The organism is Candidatus Leptofilum sp. (assembly GCF_965223525.1).
Lineage (GTDB): Bacteria > Chloroflexota > Anaerolineae > Promineifilales > Promineifilaceae > Leptofilum.
This window is the reverse complement of the sequence record NZ_CBDCWX010000004.1, coordinates 106,349-124,299: the sequence shown is the minus strand read 5'-3', so window position 1 is coordinate 124,299 and position 17,951 is coordinate 106,349. Positions and strand designations below refer to the sequence as shown.

The 17,951-nt window shown below is 50.1% G+C and carries 12 protein-coding genes; 8 read left to right on the top strand and 4 right to left on the bottom strand.

Annotated elements, in window-relative coordinates; genetic code table 11:
- Positions 1-32 precede the first annotated feature (32 nt).
- The 7 genes from ACOQPM_RS00715 to ACOQPM_RS00685 all read left to right on the top strand — a co-directional run bounded on the left by ACOQPM_RS00715 (position 33) and on the right by ACOQPM_RS00685 (position 10,490).
- Positions 33-1,049, top strand: a complete 1,017-nt coding sequence (locus ACOQPM_RS00715; protein ID WP_420627303.1) for a 30S ribosomal protein S1 — start codon at positions 33-35, stop codon at positions 1,047-1,049.
- A gap of 61 nt (positions 1,050-1,110) precedes the next feature.
- On the top strand, positions 1,111-3,321 hold the full coding sequence (locus ACOQPM_RS00710; RefSeq protein ID WP_420627302.1) for a DNA translocase FtsK: 2,211 nt from the start codon (positions 1,111-1,113) through the stop codon (positions 3,319-3,321).
- A 108-nt stretch (positions 3,322-3,429) separates the two neighbouring features.
- Positions 3,430-4,554 (top strand): hypothetical protein, encoded by a 1,125-nt coding sequence (locus ACOQPM_RS00705; RefSeq protein ID WP_420627301.1) that lies wholly within the window; start codon positions 3,430-3,432, stop codon positions 4,552-4,554.
- A gap of 172 nt (positions 4,555-4,726) precedes the next feature.
- Complete coding sequence (locus ACOQPM_RS00700; RefSeq protein ID WP_420627300.1) at positions 4,727-6,895, top strand: SPFH domain-containing protein; 2,169 nt, start codon at positions 4,727-4,729, stop codon at positions 6,893-6,895.
- A gap of 358 nt (positions 6,896-7,253) precedes the next feature.
- Positions 7,254-8,339 carry a COX15/CtaA family protein gene (locus tag ACOQPM_RS00695; RefSeq protein ID WP_420627299.1) on the top strand — a complete coding sequence of 362 codons (1,086 nt, stop codon included), beginning with the start codon at positions 7,254-7,256 and terminating at the stop codon, positions 8,337-8,339.
- A 49-nt stretch (positions 8,340-8,388) separates the two neighbouring features.
- Positions 8,389-9,180, top strand: a complete 792-nt coding sequence (locus tag ACOQPM_RS00690) for a DUF72 domain-containing protein (protein ID WP_420627298.1) — start codon at positions 8,389-8,391, stop codon at positions 9,178-9,180.
- A gap of 56 nt (positions 9,181-9,236) precedes the next feature.
- Positions 9,237-10,490 carry a hypothetical protein gene (locus ACOQPM_RS00685; RefSeq protein WP_420627297.1) on the top strand — a complete coding sequence of 418 codons (1,254 nt, stop codon included), beginning with the start codon at positions 9,237-9,239 and terminating at the stop codon, positions 10,488-10,490.
- A 183-nt stretch (positions 10,491-10,673) separates the two neighbouring features.
- Here ACOQPM_RS00685 and ACOQPM_RS00680 read toward each other — a convergent pair whose 3' ends face one another.
- Positions 10,674-12,146 (bottom strand): NADH-quinone oxidoreductase subunit N, encoded by a 1,473-nt coding sequence (locus ACOQPM_RS00680; RefSeq protein ID WP_420627296.1) that lies wholly within the window; start codon positions 12,144-12,146, stop codon positions 10,674-10,676.
- A gap of 179 nt (positions 12,147-12,325) precedes the next feature.
- Between ACOQPM_RS00680 and ACOQPM_RS00675 the strand changes: the two genes are divergently transcribed.
- Positions 12,326-13,723, top strand: a complete 1,398-nt coding sequence (locus ACOQPM_RS00675) for an 8-oxoguanine deaminase (RefSeq protein WP_420627295.1) — start codon at positions 12,326-12,328, stop codon at positions 13,721-13,723.
- Between the two features lie 115 nt (positions 13,724-13,838).
- On the opposite strand, the gene ACOQPM_RS00670 is transcribed toward ACOQPM_RS00675, so the two are convergent.
- The 3 genes from ACOQPM_RS00670 to ACOQPM_RS00660 all read right to left on the bottom strand — a co-directional run bounded on the left by ACOQPM_RS00670 (position 13,839) and on the right by ACOQPM_RS00660 (position 17,933).
- A complete protein-coding gene (locus tag ACOQPM_RS00670) occupies positions 13,839-15,215 on the bottom strand; it encodes a CARDB domain-containing protein (protein ID WP_420627294.1) in 1,377 nt (458 codons plus the stop codon).
- A gap of 107 nt (positions 15,216-15,322) precedes the next feature.
- Positions 15,323-16,807, bottom strand: coding sequence for a hypothetical protein (locus ACOQPM_RS00665; protein ID WP_420627293.1), 1,485 nt, complete (start codon positions 16,805-16,807; stop codon positions 15,323-15,325).
- A 13-nt stretch (positions 16,808-16,820) separates the two neighbouring features.
- Positions 16,821-17,933 carry a virginiamycin B lyase family protein gene (locus tag ACOQPM_RS00660; protein WP_420627292.1) on the bottom strand — a complete coding sequence of 371 codons (1,113 nt, stop codon included), beginning with the start codon at positions 17,931-17,933 and terminating at the stop codon, positions 16,821-16,823.
- Between the last annotated feature and the right edge of the window lie 18 nt (positions 17,934-17,951).

Here is a 17,951-nt window from a genome sequence, read left to right as displayed (position 1 = left end):
TAATATTGTTTCAACTAAACCCGCAGAGAGTAATGGAAATGACTGCAAACGCCTCCCCACCAGAAATGTCTTCTCAATCACAACCTGACGATGCCTATTGGGCTTCCTTGTTTGAACAAGAGGAGGCACTGCTGCCCGCAGAACCGAAAGTGGAAACAGCCAAAAACACCGGTTGGAAATCTTTAAATCGACGTCTGGACGGCCGTTTCCGGTGGGCAGATGGTGAACGTACCCGTGAGGGTGATCCGTGGCGGCACGCCCAACAAATTATGGACGCTGATGAAACCATGAACCTATCTGTCGTTGGTTATAACAAAGGTGGTTTGCTGGTTCAGTGGCGCGGGCTACAGGGCTTTGTCCCTGCCTCTCAGCTCATTGATTTTCCCCAATTTCATTTGGAAAGCGAACGTTTAAATGCCCTCAAAGGATGGCAATCAGAAGAGCTCACCCTAAAAATCATAGAGCTGAATCGAGACATGAACCGGCTCATTTTGTCTGAACGAGCCACGCTGGTGGAAGCAGATACTCGCGAGCAGCTATTTGAGCGCATCGAAGAAGACCAAATACACACTGGCACCGTGACGAACCTCACAAACTTTGGCGCATTCGTAGATTTAGGCGGCATAGAAGGGCTCATTCACATTTCTGAACTGTCCTGGAGCCGCGTTATTCATCCCAGCGACATTTTGAAACCAGACCAAACCGTCACGGTAAAAGTACTCAATGTAGATTCAGAAAACGGCCGTGTTGCCCTCAGCCTAAAACGATTAAAAGCAAACCCCTGGCTCACCGTTAACCAACGGTATAAGCCGGGACAGCTTGTAGAAGGAACCATCAGCAATGTGGTCAGCTTTGGTGCCTTTGTCATAATTGAAGATGAGCTGGAAGGGCTCATTCACATCTCACAGCTAGCCGAAGGCACCTTTTTACACCCCCGCAATGTGGTATCCAAAGGCCAAATTGTGGTGGCGCGCATCTTGAAGGTAGATGGTAGCAACAAGCGCTTGGCGCTTACTTTGCGCGGGCTCACAACCGATGATATTGAGTAATTAAGTTGTTGAGTAATTACCTACATTACTTAATTACATAATTACCCAGTCACGTACTGGTATGGCACGATCAAAATCTTCCGGCGGCAGAAAAACCCCTACGCCGCCCCCACCCACCTGGGACGAACGTCTCATCAACAGTCTAATCCCCTGGCGCGTAGAAATCGCAGGCATCGTTCTTTTCACCCTCTCCTTTCTAATCTTGCTTGCCATACTCAGTTTGCCCAATGACGCATGTCTCGGAGAAGACGGTTCCTGGCTTTGCCTGTTTCGCACCCTGTTTGGCTGGGGTATTTACCCTCTGCTGCTTTCGACGTCGGCTGCGGGGCTGCACCTTACTTTGCGGCAGGTAGAAAAGCCGTACAACATTCGCACGGCCCAAGTAATTGGCTTTGAACTGGTGCTGCTGACGCTGCTACCCCTCAGTTACCAGCTTAGTGGCACCACCCCACCAGAAGTTTATTTAGGCAAAGGGGGTGGACTGGTTGGCTGGGCGTTGTCTGAACCATTACTCGACTTTTTTGGCACTTTTCTGACCAATGGCTTTTATTTACTTTTGCTTGTCTATGGCATCAGCCTTATGGTGGGGTTCACTTGGGAAGATTTGCTGTCGGGGTTAAATAGACTCTCCATCCATTTGCGGCAGCTTTCACAAGAGTTGGCTCCGCCAGAGCAGTCATCCGTGACCCAGCCAGAGCGGGCAGTGCAACTGCCGTTGCCAAGCCAGCCCCCAGTTACTAGCCATGACGAGTTGTTGATTATTGAGGATACGGCCGTTTACGCCGATCCATCTGCCCAAAGACGCAGCAAACGACTGCCGCCGCTCGATCTACTGGAAGAAGGGCGGGACGTGGCCTTAACCCCAGCCGAAATTGATGAGAAGAAGAAAATTATTGAAGAAACATTGGCACACTTTGGCCTGCCCGCCACCGTTACCCAAATTCAACGTGGCCCGGCCATCACCCAATTTGGCGTAGAACCGGGCTACGTCGAGCGCACTGGCCCAGACGGCGAACCTCGCCAGCAAAAAGTGCGAGTGAACCAAATTGCCGCTTTGCGTAAAGATTTGGCGTTGGCCCTGGCTGCCACCCGCCTCCGCATTCAAGCTCCGGTGCCGGGTCGGGGGATTGTGGGGATTGAGGTACCGAATTCGGAAACGGCCGTTGTCAGCCTGCGCTCCATTGTCGAATCCCCTGAATTTACCGGATACAACTCCAATCTGGCCGTGGCTTTGGGCAAAAATGTCTCCGGCGCACCGATGGCGATTGATTTAGCCAAGATGCCCCACCTGCTCATCGCAGGCACCACTGGTTCTGGTAAATCCGTCTGCATCAACGCGCTCATCAGTTGCCTTGTCTTCAACAACACGCCAGACAAGCTCAATCTCATCATGATCGATCCCAAAAAGGTGGAGCTGATTCGCTTCAACGGTCTGCCCCACCTCATCGGCCAGGTGGAGGTGGATGCGGATCGGGCGGTGGGCGTGCTGCGCTGGCTCACGGCCGAAATGGATCGTCGCTACGAAATGTTTGCCCAGGTTAACGCCCGCAACATCGGCGGCTACAATCGCAGAGCTGCAAGCGACAAAACGCGCAAAAAGTTCCCTTACATCGCCGTCTTCATAGACGAACTGGCCGATCTCATGCATATGTACCCCGGCGATGTGGAGCGCACGCTTTGCCGTCTGGCGCAAATGGCGCGGGCGACGGGGATTCATTTGGTGGTGGCTACGCAACGGCCGTCTACCGACGTCATCACCGGGCTTATCAAAGCAAACTTTCCGGCTCGGCTCTCCTTTGCCGTCGCCTCCAATGTAGATTCCCGCGTCATTTTAGACACCACCGGCGCAGACCAACTGCTGGGTAAGGGCGACATGCTCTTCCTTTCGCCAGAGGCCAGTGCCCCATCCCGCGTCCAGGGCGTCTACCCCACCGACCGCGAAATTGAGCGCATTGTCGCCTTTTGGCACGAAAACATCCCCGACGACTTTGAACCAATGCCCACCCCCTGGGACAGCCTCATCGCCAAACACGCCCTGCTGGACGAAACGGACAGCCTGCTGGAAGCCGCCATCGAGCTGGCGCAGAAAAACGACACCATTTCCGCCTCTTTCTTGCAGCGAAAGCTACGCCTCGGCTACCCGCGCGCCGCCCGCCTCATGGAACACCTCTACGAGATGGGCCTCGTCGAAGACCCCAAATCCGGCGGCAAAACGCGCCGCACCCTCGTGGATGAAGATGATGCACCACTGGATGATCTGTTGCAAAATTAGATAATCACATTCTCTTTGCCATATAAATCACCCTTTCAACTTTTTACTACACTATTGGTTTCTTGGTCTCTGAACTATTTGGCTGATCAAAATGCTATAATATCTTCCATGCAGAGAATTATTAGAAAACTCAACAACACGGATCTAAATAACGTCAGCCCCGAAAACATCCAGACAATAACAATCATAAAACTACCTTTTCGTCTTTGTACAGGAGCTCTTTTTCAATTCATTGATAATGAAAACGAAAAAATTCAAGTCTGGTTAGAGAATAGAATCAGTATTCCTCATGAGTTAGAAATCCTTGAAACATTGTCCCTTCTTAGCCACCACAAAATTGCAGGTTCGAGTGAGGATGATTTTCTTACTACTGCATTAATTGTAAATAGCCAGCCTCAACTCCGTCAGGGGGAACTGGAAGCAATTAAAACCAATGATGGAAGCAAAATCGGCACAGCATCTCTTCAAAACCCTGGATTCCGATTACTAAATGAGATAATTGCAGCACATCAAATGGTGCGGTTAGGTCCATATGTGTCTAGCATGGGGGCAACATGGCCTAGAATGTTATCTGAAAGGGAGCTTTTTCCGCGTATACTTCTAGAAGTTGTTCTTGTCGGTTCGACTAACTACTTTATTGACGAAGAAACAATTATCAAGCTCTTGGAAACGATAGATTTTTCATCTTTCGGGATTCTAGAGGCCACAACTGGCGATATACGAGACTATTCAGAACAGCAGCTTTCAGAGCTCAAAGTTGCGGTTGAAAAAGTACGAAAGCACGCTTTTTATGAGTTAAAAGCAAATGCGATCACTGCAATGCTGAGAGGAGATGCCATTGTAGCAATCGTTCTTGGCTGTGCAGCACTTGAGGGCGTACACGGAGCCTTCCTGAGACTCGTATTACGCAACAAAATTCCCGAAAACTATGACAAATTTAACCAATTCATGGGAAGCTTGTTAAGAGAACAAGGGTTTTATTCACTTGTTCAACTCTCCACACAAGTTTTTATGGAAGAAGAAGAGAGACCTTCAAACGATGAACTTAAGAGATGTCTTGATGGTGTAACCATCCGAAATGGCATTATGCATGCCGGAATAAGGAAAACTGGAAGATATAAAATTCGTGACTATTCTCGCGCAAAAATAAGTGATGGCTACAGCGGAATAATTGCAGTATACCGGGCTTTTGAATCTGCTGTTGAATCTCGGGAGCAATCTTTGAAAGAATAATTTACCCCCACATCTTCTATCTTTCACCTCCTAACCCCCATATTTGCAACTTTTCCTGCTTTCTACCGTACTGCCCTGTGAGCATCCGCTTTGTTTTTTCCAATTGCACATATTTATGATCTTCTCGCCCATGGGCGGAAGATGGGCGTAGGATGGGTACACAGGAGACAGCATGACTCAGCAACAGCAGCCCCCCACGGTAGAGGAAACCCGTCAGTCCACTCAAACAAAAGCGCGGCGACTGCCCGATGTGGCCGCCGCCGAGCGCACCCTGAGCGACGTGAACACCAGCGTCGCCGTGCTGCGTACCGAAGCAGATCGGGCGCGTGGCCTGTTTGGCTTTGGTCGCCGCATTTTGGTTCCCCCAGATGAAATTCATGTGGTGGTTGGAGACGGCCGTCACAGCCTAACTCTCTCCAACGAACGCAAAGTATTTGGTCAATCGGCCGACCGCCCTGCCAAATATTGGCTAAACCCCATCACCCAGGTGATCAAGCTCAAAACGATCAGCTTCACCGTGCCGATTCACGGCGTGAACGATGCTGGCGTAGAGGCATTGGACAGCAGCAAAGTCAGCTTCCGGCTGTGGGCGCACGCCGTCGCCAAGCTCAACCCAGACAAGGCAGAAATTGCCGCCCAGCGCGTGGGGCTAGACACCAACGGTCTCATCTACACCATTACCAAGGTTGGCACGGCCGAATTGGTGGCCGCTGCCGCCACGATGAGCCTGGAAGAGATTATTGCCAATCGGCAAGAGCTGGCCGCCATTGCCTTTCCCAAAGTAAACCAGATTTTGTCTGAGCTGGGGTACGATTTGGCACTGCTCACCATCACTAGCTTGGATGGCATTGCCTACACGAAGCTCATCGAGCAAGCCGAATCCCGCATCTCCAAAGAGACGGGCATCGCCACCAACAAAGAGCAGCTTGCTGAGCTGAACGACATGCAGGCGCGTGAACAGCAGGAAGCAGAAATCCGCGCCGAGACGGAGAAGAAGCTGGCAGCCGAACGGCTAGACGCCCAGCGCGAGGTGGAAACGGCCACCATTAGCCAGCAAGAGGCGTTGGACGTACGTCGGCATGAGATGCGAATTTTGCAGATTAGCCGTGAGAAAACGGCCGCTGCTGCCGCTCACGACACCGAAATGGCCAAAGTCGAACTGAGCCAGCAGCTAGGCGAAGCCGAAGCCGAAAAGGCCGCACATCTGGCTCAAATTGAAGCAGAGCGGCAGGCCAAGCTCCGTGCCATCCAGCAAAAGCGCGAGGCCGAGATTAACTTGGCCAAAACCGAAGCGGAAGCGACGCGATTGGCTGTCGCCCAAGCCAAAGAAATTGACCGCATGGCGGAACTGACCGAAGCCGAAGCGTCTCGCCTGCGCCGCGAAGAACTGGCCGAAGCAGAGCGCGTCCGCGAGATTGCTCTGGTGGAAGCCAACAAAGAGGCCGAGGCACTCAAGCTAGCCGCCGAAGCTGAATCCCGCGCCCTGCAAATCAAGGTGGATGTAGAAACCCAGTCTGAATTGGTGCGTGCCGAAGCAGAAGCCACCGCCACGGAAAAGCGAGCCAAAGCCGCCAAAGTCCGTGCCGAAGCAACCAAAGCAGAAACGGCCGCTGCCGGTCTAGCTGAAGCCGAAGTTGAAGCCGCCCGTGTGCAGGTTGCCGAAAAGCAAGTTTCCGTGACCCGCGCCGAGGGCTTGGCCCAAGCAGAAGTGGCTAAAGCGCAGGCGTTGGTGGAAATTGAGGCACAGGAGAAGCTGGCGTTGCTTTACGGTGAGGCTCCGGTGTTGGTAGACCTGGAGCGGCTACGCTTGCAGCTGACGCATCAAGAGCGCATTGCCACCATTCAAGCCGAAACCTCGCTCAAAGCGTTTGAGGCCATCGCCCCCAGCTTGAAGGTGCATATCTTTGGCAATGGTGGGCAAACGGGCCAAATTTTGGCAAACGTGATGGCACTCTCCCACGGGCTGACGCAAGTTGGCGAGGAAGTGCCGCTGGTTGGCCGGAAGCTGAACCCGGGCGAGAACGGCGCTGACGAGCCGCTGGTTTTAGCCAACTGGCTGCCACAGCTCCGTCAGTTTGCACCGTGCCTACAACAAGTGTTATCAGATGTCAATCCGCGAATGCTGTCTAGCTTGAAAGTGGCAGACGTGGTAGAGCGATTGGTGCCAGTCGTAGCTGGTGAAGAGTCGCTCACGAGTGCGCTAAGTAACCTGAAAGCTGATGCTTCGTTCCGCGTCATCGGTGACATGCCGGTTAGCCCGCTGCTGCGGCTGCTGGGCTTGGAGCAAGGCGAAGTTGTTGAGGATATTGCGGTGGCTGATGTGGAGGGAACGGCCGTTTAAGTAAATTTCTTTGGCAGCTATTCACGTCCCTGAGGTGACAGTCACTTTGATAAGGTCTCCAATTTGGCAAAGCCTCTGAAAAAGTGACTGTCACCTGTATAATTACTCGCTTTGTGAACAAGAAAGCGTGAGGCTGCTACCGTATGGTAGTGGCCTCTTTTTTGTTGGAGAATAATTGTTGACAAAGATCATCCATATTTCCGCCAAATGTCATTTAGGCAATTTTTCAAACCTGAATTGATTTGCGATCTTGGTATAATGGCGCTCATCTGAACCTCCCGGAGGCTTGATTAAATTTGAGCATTTGGGATCAAGCCTCCGGGAGGTTTTGTTCAGAAAAGGAAAGCAGGAGAGAGAAATGTCCGAACAAGACAACAAAAAAATCATTCGTTGGCTAATTATCGTGTGTGTTCTCATCATGGTGATGGTGGTGTTTGGGGGCTACGTTCGCCTAACGCGCTCTGGTCTTTCGATTGTGGAGTGGAACCCGATTAGCGGCGTTATTCCCCCCATTGGTGAAGCTGCCTGGGAAACTGAATTTGCCAAATATCAACAAACGCCAGAAGGTCAACTTATCAATTACAACATGACGCTGGAGGGCTACAAGCGAATATTTTATGTCGAGTACATTCATCGGTTGATTGCTCGCTTTGCCGGGTTAATTGTGGTTATTCCGCTCTTCTATTACATTTATAAGGGCGTTATTCCATGGCGAAAATCGGCCGTTTATCTGACGATTGGAGCATTGTTTGGCTTTCAGGGTTTTTTGGGCTGGTACATGGTTAGCAGCGGTCTGGTTGAAAACCCGGCTGTGGACCATTTTCGGCTAACGATTCACTTGCTGATGGCGCTATTCTTGCTGGCGCTAACCATGTGGACGGCGTTGCGCCACATGAACCAATTTCCGCCGATCATCAACAAAGGGCGCGGTTCCTTGCCCTACATTTTGTCTGCGTTGACGCTGACCATTTTGGTGATTCAAATTACGTGGGGCGGCTTTGTTGCTGGGCTGAAAGCTGGCTGGATTTCTAATACTTGGCCATTGATGGCTGGGCGATTGATTCCAGCTAATTTGTTCGCTCAATTTGATACTTGGTGGCAAAATCTCATTTCCTCGCCTGTTGGTACCCATTTTGTGCATCGTTGGTTTGCTTTTGTGGTGCTGGGTGCGGCCGCTTGGCTCTATTTTATTACCAGGCGCCATGCCTACTCGGAGAATGTACACAAAGCTGTCATTTATTTTCTGGGCTTGGTCGCTGCCCAAATTGCGCTGGGTGTCGTAACTATTTGGTTGAGCGTCCCCATCGTCATAGCACTCTCTCATCAAGCGCTGGGATTGCTGCTGTTTATGGTGGCGGTTTACATTCGGTACGAGATTGTCCACACGCCAATCCCTGAACAAACAGTGGCACAGCCAACGGCCGTTGCCCGAACTGGCGATTAAAAAGAGACTGGAGACTAAAATCTCCAGTCTCTAGTCCCAAATCTCGTTCATGTCTTCGCAAACAACCTGGCATCTTGGCACAATGGGCTTTGGCTACAAACAATGGCTAGGGCCATTTTATCCTGCCGGGATGTCCCCAAAAAATTTTCTAGCGCATTACAGTACATTGTTCGACGCGGTCGAAATTGATAGCACCTTTTATGGTACGCCGCGCCCGCAGAGCGTCCTTCGCTGGCGGCAATCCACAACTGACAATTTCACGTTTTGCCTCAAAACACCCAAAGCCATTACCCATGAAGCGCGTCTGCCTGACGGGATTGAGGCGATGCAACAGTTTGTGGAAACGGCCGTTCTGCTCAAAGAAAAACTCGGCTGCATCCTCATCCAGTTTGGTCCCGCCTTTACTTATGCTCAAATTGACCATTTACGTGAATTTCTGAGCCAGTTGCCGCAGGTGACTCGGTACGCAATTGAGTTTCGGCACGCTTCCTGGCTGCGGCCAGAGGTGGTGGATTTGTTACGGCCGTTCAACATCTGCCTCACTGCCACCGACTACATCCACCTCCCCAAAACCATCACCCCAACGGCCGATTTTCTCTACCTACGCTTCATTGGCCCACACGGACAATATGCCACCAAAGACAAAGAGCTGGTGGACAAAACAGCCGATTTGCAGGCGTGGCATCAGCAAATCCAGCTGCTGCCCCAATTTAAAAATGTCTTTGGCTTTTTCAACAATGACTATTCGGGCTTTTCACCCAAGACGTGCAATCGGTTTAAGGAAATTGTGGGGCTAGAAAGGAAGGAGATACGGCCGTTGCAGCAAGGTCGCTTGTTCTAACATAAACCGCTGGTTGTCTCTCGACTACTTTAGTAGTGAAAAGGGAAAATAAAAACATGCGTATTTTGCAATTAGAAATAGACACATACACACAAATAGACAACCAAACGGCCGTCAAGTTTGCCCTCGACATTATTTCACGCTTACGAGAAAGATTCACTTTGAAAGGAGATGTGGAATGGAGCTTTAACAATGATGAAACGATATTTGATAATCCGTTGAGGCAGTTTAAGTGGGAAAAGATTGTACAAAGTGAATCCCGTTTAGACTATCTAAATGTATTTATGCAAGCGACAAACGCCTCGCTCGAACAATGTAATCTTGCCCTTGGTTTTTTTGCAAGAACGGAATCAAATTTTCCAGACCATTTCTCATTTACTATCGGGGGCGAATTTCTAGAGCGGAACCTAAAGTCTGACTGGCAGGAATATATCGTGGAGTTAGGAAACAAGTTATTTAGTTCGATCAAAGGGGTCTGTGGTTATATCACGTATGAATTCACTGGAATCACATCTAAATATGACCGGGAAAGCCCATATGATCGAATTGTTGGGCATCGAGCTGAAACTTACGCAGACAACCTTGAGCACCTCTGTCGTGGATATTATTGGGGTAACTTTTTATCCAAAAGCCATATTGAGTTGTTGGGTGGAATCGGGAAGCTTCAACCACACTTTTATCAAATTACCCCTCTTGAAAACGAAAGTTACTATTTGCAGTTAACCCAAGATATTACCCAAGTTGAGACAAGCGATTTAGAAACAATTCGGCAATTGTTTGCCCCAATTCTTTTGAAACCTAATCCTGAATCAGTAGCCCTCAAAAACAATTACTATCTTATTCTGGATGAGCCGCCTGAGTTGTATAAAAGTGCTTCCGAGCGCCAATCCGAAATTGACTTGTATTATCAAACTCTCGTTGAAAAAAACGAAGCAAAATTAGCTGAATTGGATGAAGAAACGATTACATTTTTATTGTCTGACGAACCAGAAGCGTTAGCTTGGCTAGAGAAAAACCCCGATCCAAGCCCCTTGGCTTCCAATCGGTTTGACGGCAAGGGTGAAGCCATTCAATTCGTTAAAAACCTGTACGATTTAGGCGCAACAAACATTTATGTGGCTGGGGCTTATAAAAATATGGGCATCATCATCGCTGATTCATTGAATTTCGAACTGCCAACAAAGGAGCAGAATCGGAAAAAGATACTGGAACTTGTGGAAACTGAAATGAGAAATGAGGGAATCCCTGAAGAGGATTTGGCAAAGTTGAAAGATTACCAAGAAAGCACCATGGGGTTTTGGTGGGATTAAAGTTATTGCGCTGGTCTAGCCACGGCGAGGTGGCAACCGCAACCAAGTACGTCCGGGTTTCCGGTCAAACAATAAATTATTCGGATAATTCGTGCAAATTCGTGTAATTCGTGGCAAAAACTTAAATGAAAAAAGCCGCTCGGTGAGCAGCTTCGTTTCTTTTTGATGGAAAAATAGTTTTGATTATCCACCAGCGACCAATTTAGCCCCTAGTAATGCTGCTTCGCGGGTGATGGCAAACCAGGCACCGGGGAAAAAGCCAAGAATGATAGTGGCAACGGCCGTAATCGCCACAACCAGCCGCACACCGGGCATCGCCACAACCTCGCCATCTCCGTCGTGCATGTACATCAGGTAAACCACCCGCAAGTAATAGTAGCCAGACACCACACTAGTAATCACGCCGATAATCGCCAACCATATCAAATCCGCTTCAATAGCTGCTCGGAAGACAAAGAATTTGCCAGAAAAGCCACCTGTCGGCGGTACACCAGTGAGCGACAACATGAAGTAAGCCATCGCCAGTGCCAGCCACGGGCTGCGCTTGGCCAATCCCTTGTAATCATCTAACATCGTCCCTTCGTTTTGTTTACGCTCCAGAGCAATCACCACGGCAAACGCACCGAGGTTGGTGAACAAATAGGCAAACATATAAAACAGCGCCGAGCTAACGCCATCGCTGCTGTCTATGCCCGCCGCCACCGCAATCATAATGTAACCCGCATGGGCGATGCTGGAATAGGCCAACATCCGCTTAATGTTTGCCTGTGAGATAGCCACAACATTGCCCAAGATGAGGGTCAACGCAGCCACTATGGCAGCAGCCCCCACCCAGGTATCTCCCAAATCTGGCAAGGCAGTTACAAAAATACGCAACATGGCAGCAAATCCGCCCACTTTTGCCCCTACAGACATAAACGCGGTAACGGCCGTTGGCGCACCTTCATACACATCTGGCGTCCACATATGGAAGGGAACGGCCGCAACCTTAAAGGCAAACCCCACTAGCAAAAACGCCGCTCCAGCCAAGCCAAGTGCACCGCCACTACCAATTGTCGCCAATACCTCTGGCAGCGCGGTAGAACCTGTGGCCCCATAAACCAGGGCAATGCCAAACACCAAAATACTGGAGGAAAACGCACCCAGCAAGAAATATTTCATGGCCGACTCTTCAGAATCAGAGCGGGGCCAGGCCATGCCAGACATGATGTATAGGGGGATGGACAGCACTTCCAACGCCAGGAAAATGAGAATAAGATCATTGGCCATGCCCATCAGCATCATGCCGCTGATGGAAAAGAGCATCAGCATATAAAACTCTGGCCGATCTAGCTTATGCTTCCGCAAATAGCCTGCCGAGATGAGGATAGAAAGGAGACCCGTGAGGATGAAGGTGATGTTCAGGAAGGTGGCAAAATTATCCACCACCAGCATCGGATGGCCACCTTCTGGCGTGAACGTGCCGTAGCTATCTCCCCACAACACCCAAGATTGCACCAGCGCAATCACAAGGCCAACTGCCGCCAGCCAGGGTGCCCAACTACGTCTATCTTCCGGGATGAAGAGGTCCAGAATCATCAGCAAGACGCCCCAACCCGCCACAATGAGCACCGGGGCAGCAATTGGAAAATAAATTGTTGGAATTTGAAACTCCATAGCGTGTGAAGACCCTTCCTAAAATATCTGTAATAATTTTCACGATCATACCACATTTACTTGATAAAACTACTGAATCGCAGGCGATCAAATGGCGTTATTTATGGGTGTCTGCTTTTCTGCAAATATCGTTTACAATTCATGAAATTGCCAAATCTACTGAACTTTTGGAGGTCGAAATGGATACATTGTTGGTGAAGAATACGGCCGTTCTCGTAACCATGGACGATGAGCGACGCGAAATTGTTAACGGGGGGCTGTTTGTGCGCGGCAACGTCATAAAACAAGTTGGCCCCACCAGCGAATTGCCAAAAACGGCCGATACTGTCCTCGATTTAAGCGGCCACATTCTGCTGCCCGGCCTCGTCAATACCCATCACCATCTGTACCAAAGCCTCACCCGCGTGCTGGCCCAAGACAATAATTTGTTCGATTGGCTAACGACCCTTTACCCCATTTGGGCCAACCTGACAGACGAAGCAATTTACATCAGCACCATCACTGGACTGGCCGAGCTAGCCCTCTCTGGCTGCACCACCAGCAGCGACCACCTGTACATTTTCCCCAACGACTGCACCTTGGACAGCCAAATTCGTGCCGCGCAGGAGATTGGCGTTCGTTTTCATGCGGCACGCGGCTCCATGTCACTTGGTGAAAGTGATGGTGGTCTCCCCCCGGATCGCGTCACGGAAGATGAAGCATTCATTCTCAAAGACAGCCAACGCCTCATCGAAGCGTATCACGATGCCAGCCGCCACGCTATGATGCGCGTAGTGCTGGCTCCTTGCTCCCCCTTCTCTGTGACGCCTGATCTCATGCGAGAATCAGCCAACATGGCCCGCGCCTACGGTGTGCGTCTGCACACACATCTGGCAGAAACATTGGAAGAAGAAGCGTTTTGTTTGGAGACATTTGGGCAGCGACCCGTCCCTTACGTGGAATCGTTGGGCTGGACGGGGGATGATGTGTGGCACGCCCATTGTGTACACATGAGCCAGCCGGAGATTGATCTGTTTGGCAAGACGCAAACGGGCGTGGCTCACTGCCCCAGCAGCAACATGCGGCTGGCCAGCGGCATCGCGCCAGTTTTGGCCTGGCGGGACGCTGGCGTGCCGGTTGGCCTAGGGGTAGACGGCTCGGCGTCGAACGATGGTGGCCATTTGCTCACTGAGGCGCGGCAAGCGATGCTGCTACAGCGCGTCACCCCAGACCGCTATTTGAGTGAAGTCCCAGGCGGGCGTGGCGGCTTTGGCGGGCGACCGGATGCGATGTCTGCCAGACAGGCGTTGGAAATTGGTACGCGGGGTGGTGCGGCCGTTTTAGGGCGTGATGACATTGGCTATCTGGCACCGGGCATGTCTGCCGATTTCATCGCCCTGAATCTGAACCAGGTGGCTTTTGCTGGCGCATTGCATGATCCGGTAGCGGCCGTTTTGCTATGCCAGCCGCCCACAGTTGATTACTCAGTCATCAATGGGAATGTTGTGGTGAAGGAAGGGCAGCTTACCACCGTGGATCTAATGCCCCACTTGGAAAAGCATAACGCCATCGCTGCCAAAATGATTCGAGATGAGTGAAAATTACGGCTGACGGCTACTATCCTTTACAAACAACGTTGGCGTGTTGGCACATATTTGAGGTGGCTTGACAGATGTACGGCCGTTGCTAGCATCAACCCGTCAAGCACCTCATTCAGTTATTCACCACGATTTGCAAACTGGTCGTGTTATTTTGCTCATCTGTTTCCACAACGTTGTTGTTCGTGTCTACCACCACATACAGTTCATACGATCCTGCCGACACGCCAGGCCACACAACGGAAACGGCCGTATTGTGTCCACACCCTGCCAACGAGACAGGCTGATCTGCCCCAATCTGGGTTCCTCCAGCCTGCGGATCGCCGTCATAAAAACGAACCACAAAATCTTTGGCAAATACATTCGTACCGCTGTTGGCAACCTGAGCCGTCAGAGTAATGGTGGCTGGCGCTGTCAAACTAGCTGGCGCAGATGAAAAATCAGAGGCGTACAAATCAATTTGTGGTACGAGTACTTTAGCATAGTCGGCATAATTTTGGCCCATCGCCGACAACTTCCAGGGATATTGATTTTCTACACCCTCAAACAGATAGCCATTGTACTCATCCCCAACGGCACCTGTACTAAACCAGGACCACGTTTGCACCAGGCGATAATTATCATTTGGATCACCCAGCACAGGGTCGGTTGCCGTCAGCATGTAATCAAACGTCGCATTCATAAAGGTATTTACGCGATCATCGTCAAAACCGAGGAAATCTGGCATCAGAACGCCATACTCCGAAACAGTAAGGGGCAAACCTGCATACCCCCTATCTGCCATCCACTGCCTAAAGTTTTCAATTCTCTGCGTAAACAGCGTCATATTGTCGTTATCGTCAATCGTTAAAATTTCGCCAAAATCGGCGTCAATCCCTGGAGGAATTTCTGCACCCCAACAGTTGCCAGGATCATAATCACAGCTCACTTCGTTAAGAATAAAGTTGTGAATGCTCCACCCGTCCACGGGCATTGCAGCGCCACTGTTTTGTGCAGCATAGCTGTCCAACACAAGATCCAGATACTCTAAACGAAGTGGGGTTGGTTGAACGATGGTTCCAGCAAAAATACGGGCAGTGGGATCGGCCGTTTTGATAATGTCATACAGTTCTGCGTAGGCAGCTGCATACACATGCGGCTCCATATCATCCTGAAACTCGGCCCGATCTGGCTCATTGCCAATAAGCCAATCAGCCCCTGGGTTTTCCGCAATGGCATCCAGCAAGGCCGTTCCACTAGGCGTGTAGCTAAAATCTTCTGCATTTGGTCCGGTTTGGCTCAACCGGATCACCGGAACAAATTGTGTGAAATTTGCTAAAATTGGGCTGCTGTTCGTTCTATAATTTAAATACCAGCCTGCATTTAGCTTCTCAAATTCTACATTGGCTGGGTCTTGAATAACATTCACCCCAAAACGACACTGAGCAGGCACGCCACTACTCACCAATGGCAAAAATGTTGTTTGCGTACTACCAGCAGCAACATAGTTCATCCTGGAGGCATTTACAAAGATGACAATCGCAAAAAACGCAACCAGTAAACTACCTATAAAAACAAACTTTTTTTGCAAGCATACCGACACAACTTTTTTTAACATCGTTATTTTTCTACCTCAATAAAGAGCGGATCTGCTCCCACAGTAATGGTAACATGACCGTCTATCACGCCATCGTTCCCATCACTAACAACAAATTCGTTACCTGTAATACTATTTTTTACATTTGCAGAAGAAGCGGCTATTCGCAAAGAGGATGTCGCCGTTGTATCTACTCGATTAAGCCAGGCAACATAAAGCGTTCGTTGCAGCACATTGTCATTAAACTGATGCACTTCCATTAAGCTGTTCCCCGTTTCGGCCGTTGTCCATGTTCGCGCAAAGTGAGCTGTCAAGAGTTCTGCTACAACATCCTGATACACCTGAAACGCCAGCTTCTCTACAGGTGTGTCGTCATTTGTTACTAAACCAGCATCATAAGGATAACTACCGCCAATATCGTAAAGCAGCCACCAAATGACAACGTCTAGCTCTGCTGCCATCCCCTGGGTCAACAACGCTACAACGTACCTTGCTTGTATTTGTGGAGAGCCAGGGATGATGGGCCCAGGCGCATTGTTGTCATGCCATCCCGTTTCGGTGACTATGAATGGCTTGTCTAATTCATATGATGCCAGAATATCGCGAAGAGCGTTGGCTTTTTCCAGCAGCCCAGGCCCCTGGTTTGTTGTCCATCTAGGGTAAAAAGCCGGATAGGAATGGAAGTTCATCACATCAAAGTAGTCGCCCCCACCTTCCTCTAAAACATCCGTTAAGAAGGAATCAACAAACTTGCCACCGTTTGATTTAAAATAATCATAAGCAATGCCACCAAAGACAACCTGTGCATGTGGATTAGCAGCTTTAACGGCGGGGTAAATTTCTTCTAGCATAAAAGCGTACTCATCACCATGATCTCCCCAGCTAACAGGTGGCAAAAAGTTAGGATCGCTGGTGTCAGAATTGCTGTCTGGCTCGTTATACATTTCCCAATAAAGCACCACTGGTGAACCAGGGGCATCGTCAATGCCATCACCATCGTATCTTTCAACCAGTGCACCCATGAAATTGGCAAAATCTTCATAATTATCTGGGGTTATAGGCCCTGTAGCTTCGGCCGCAGCCCAGGCAGGGGCTCCATTGACGGTGGCAATCACATTTAGCCCGCCCATATCTGGTCGTGCAGCAGATAGGTTGTTATCCAGATTTCCCCATTGATAAACGGGCGGGGTTTCTTGAGTTGGTTCAACAGTGGCCCAAGAAATCTCTACGCGAACCCACGACGCATCGGATTCCAGCAAATAGCTGTGATATTTACTGCTATCTGAGGTGTTGCCGTACATTTGTAAACCGAAAATTGGTATGCCCAATGAGCTGTCGAATTGATTTAGCAGCATGGGCAAATAGGTAGTGTTCGTTTCAGTACCATTTATTTCTGTATTTGGCTGGCTTTGAACCGGTAGCGATTTGGCTAGGAGAAAACTAGTCATGACAACGCAAAACAGGAGCGGCAGGCCGATAATTGGGCGGTTATTTTTTATGTGGTGCATTTTGTGCTCCTCATTATGGCTTTTGAATAAGTGGCAGGTTTACATAAGTGGCATATGGCGGCACCCATTGGCCAATGACGTTGCTGCCTTTGCCGGTTATCCAGGCGATGCCGTTTTCATCTACGGCGATGTCGGTTGGCCGGCTATCTGTACCAGCCAGGGCATGTGCGCTTAACGTCAGCAGGTCATTATCGGAAGAGTTCAGAGTCATACGGCCAACTCGCCCTAAATCTGTCTGCACAAACCAGAGGTATTTGAAGGTGCTGGCAGATGTATAGGCGATGGCTCCCGCGCCAGAATTTTCTGGTAAAATTTCATACCAACGCCAAAAAGTAAGCGTGCCTTCGGCATAGCGCCCGACGCGGTTCATGCTGTTGGCAGTAATCCAGGGGGCCGAACCGTCCAGGGTGAGGCCTGATGGCGGGTACGGGGGGATACCAAAATCCTGAACCGGAATTTTTATGAAGTTGGAACCGGTAGATGGCTTGATTTCGGCCACATGATTGGTAGCAGGGGAAGTGATCCAAATGCTATTGTTGCCTAAAATATCAATGTGAGTGGGATTGCCTCCGGTGGCATCGTAGGGGTAAAGCGTGAAGTTGGTGCTGCCAGGATCGTAACTGAGCAGGTGGTTGGTGGTAGGCGACGTCATGTAGAGAAGGCCATTTGGCGCAATATCCAAGTTTAAAGGAACGTGATTGTCTGGCAAGGGAATTTCTGTGATGTTGCCGTTGGTAGTATCTAGCCGTCCCAGGCTGGCATTGCCTGGTTCTGTAAACCAGATGAGGCTGTTGGCGGCGGCGTACACCAAATCGTGCGGAGCGCTGCTGGTGGTGATGCCGTCCATTGTGCCAAAGGTGGTGAAGGTGAAGTTGAGGGTGTCGGTAACCACCAATCGTCCGATGGCATCAGCATCGGGCATGGTAAACCAGACGGTTGCGGGTGGGCCGCTGGTTTCTACAACGATACTTTGTGGGGCACTGTTGGCAATGGGGATGGGGTATTCGGTGATGAAGCCGCTGGTTGTACTGGGTGCGCCTTGTTCTTCTGCCAGCAGCCAAACGGCCGTTGCCATCATCATCGCCGTAACAATCAGTATTAGGAATATGCGTGTTTTCTTGATCATTACACTTGGTCCCTTATG

Coding starts and splice junctions, on each gene's coding strand:
- ACOQPM_RS00715 (WP_420627303.1), top strand. CDS start 33: ATGGAAATGACTGCAAACGCCTCCCCACCAGAAATGTCTTCTCAATCA.
- ACOQPM_RS00710 (WP_420627302.1), top strand. CDS start 1,111: ATGGCACGATCAAAATCTTCCGGCGGCAGAAAAACCCCTACGCCGCCC.
- ACOQPM_RS00705 (WP_420627301.1), top strand. CDS start 3,430: ATGCAGAGAATTATTAGAAAACTCAACAACACGGATCTAAATAACGTC.
- ACOQPM_RS00700 (WP_420627300.1), top strand. CDS start 4,727: ATGACTCAGCAACAGCAGCCCCCCACGGTAGAGGAAACCCGTCAGTCC.
- ACOQPM_RS00695 (WP_420627299.1), top strand. CDS start 7,254: ATGTCCGAACAAGACAACAAAAAAATCATTCGTTGGCTAATTATCGTG.
- ACOQPM_RS00690 (WP_420627298.1), top strand. CDS start 8,389: ATGTCTTCGCAAACAACCTGGCATCTTGGCACAATGGGCTTTGGCTAC.
- ACOQPM_RS00685 (WP_420627297.1), top strand. CDS start 9,237: ATGCGTATTTTGCAATTAGAAATAGACACATACACACAAATAGACAAC.
- ACOQPM_RS00680 (WP_420627296.1), bottom strand. CDS start 12,146: ATGGAGTTTCAAATTCCAACAATTTATTTTCCAATTGCTGCCCCGGTG.
- ACOQPM_RS00675 (WP_420627295.1), top strand. CDS start 12,326: ATGGATACATTGTTGGTGAAGAATACGGCCGTTCTCGTAACCATGGAC.
- ACOQPM_RS00670 (WP_420627294.1), bottom strand. CDS start 15,215: ATGAACTATGTTGCTGCTGGTAGTACGCAAACAACATTTTTGCCATTG.
- ACOQPM_RS00665 (WP_420627293.1), bottom strand. CDS start 16,807: ATGCACCACATAAAAAATAACCGCCCAATTATCGGCCTGCCGCTCCTG.
- ACOQPM_RS00660 (WP_420627292.1), bottom strand. CDS start 17,933: ATGATCAAGAAAACACGCATATTCCTAATACTGATTGTTACGGCGATG.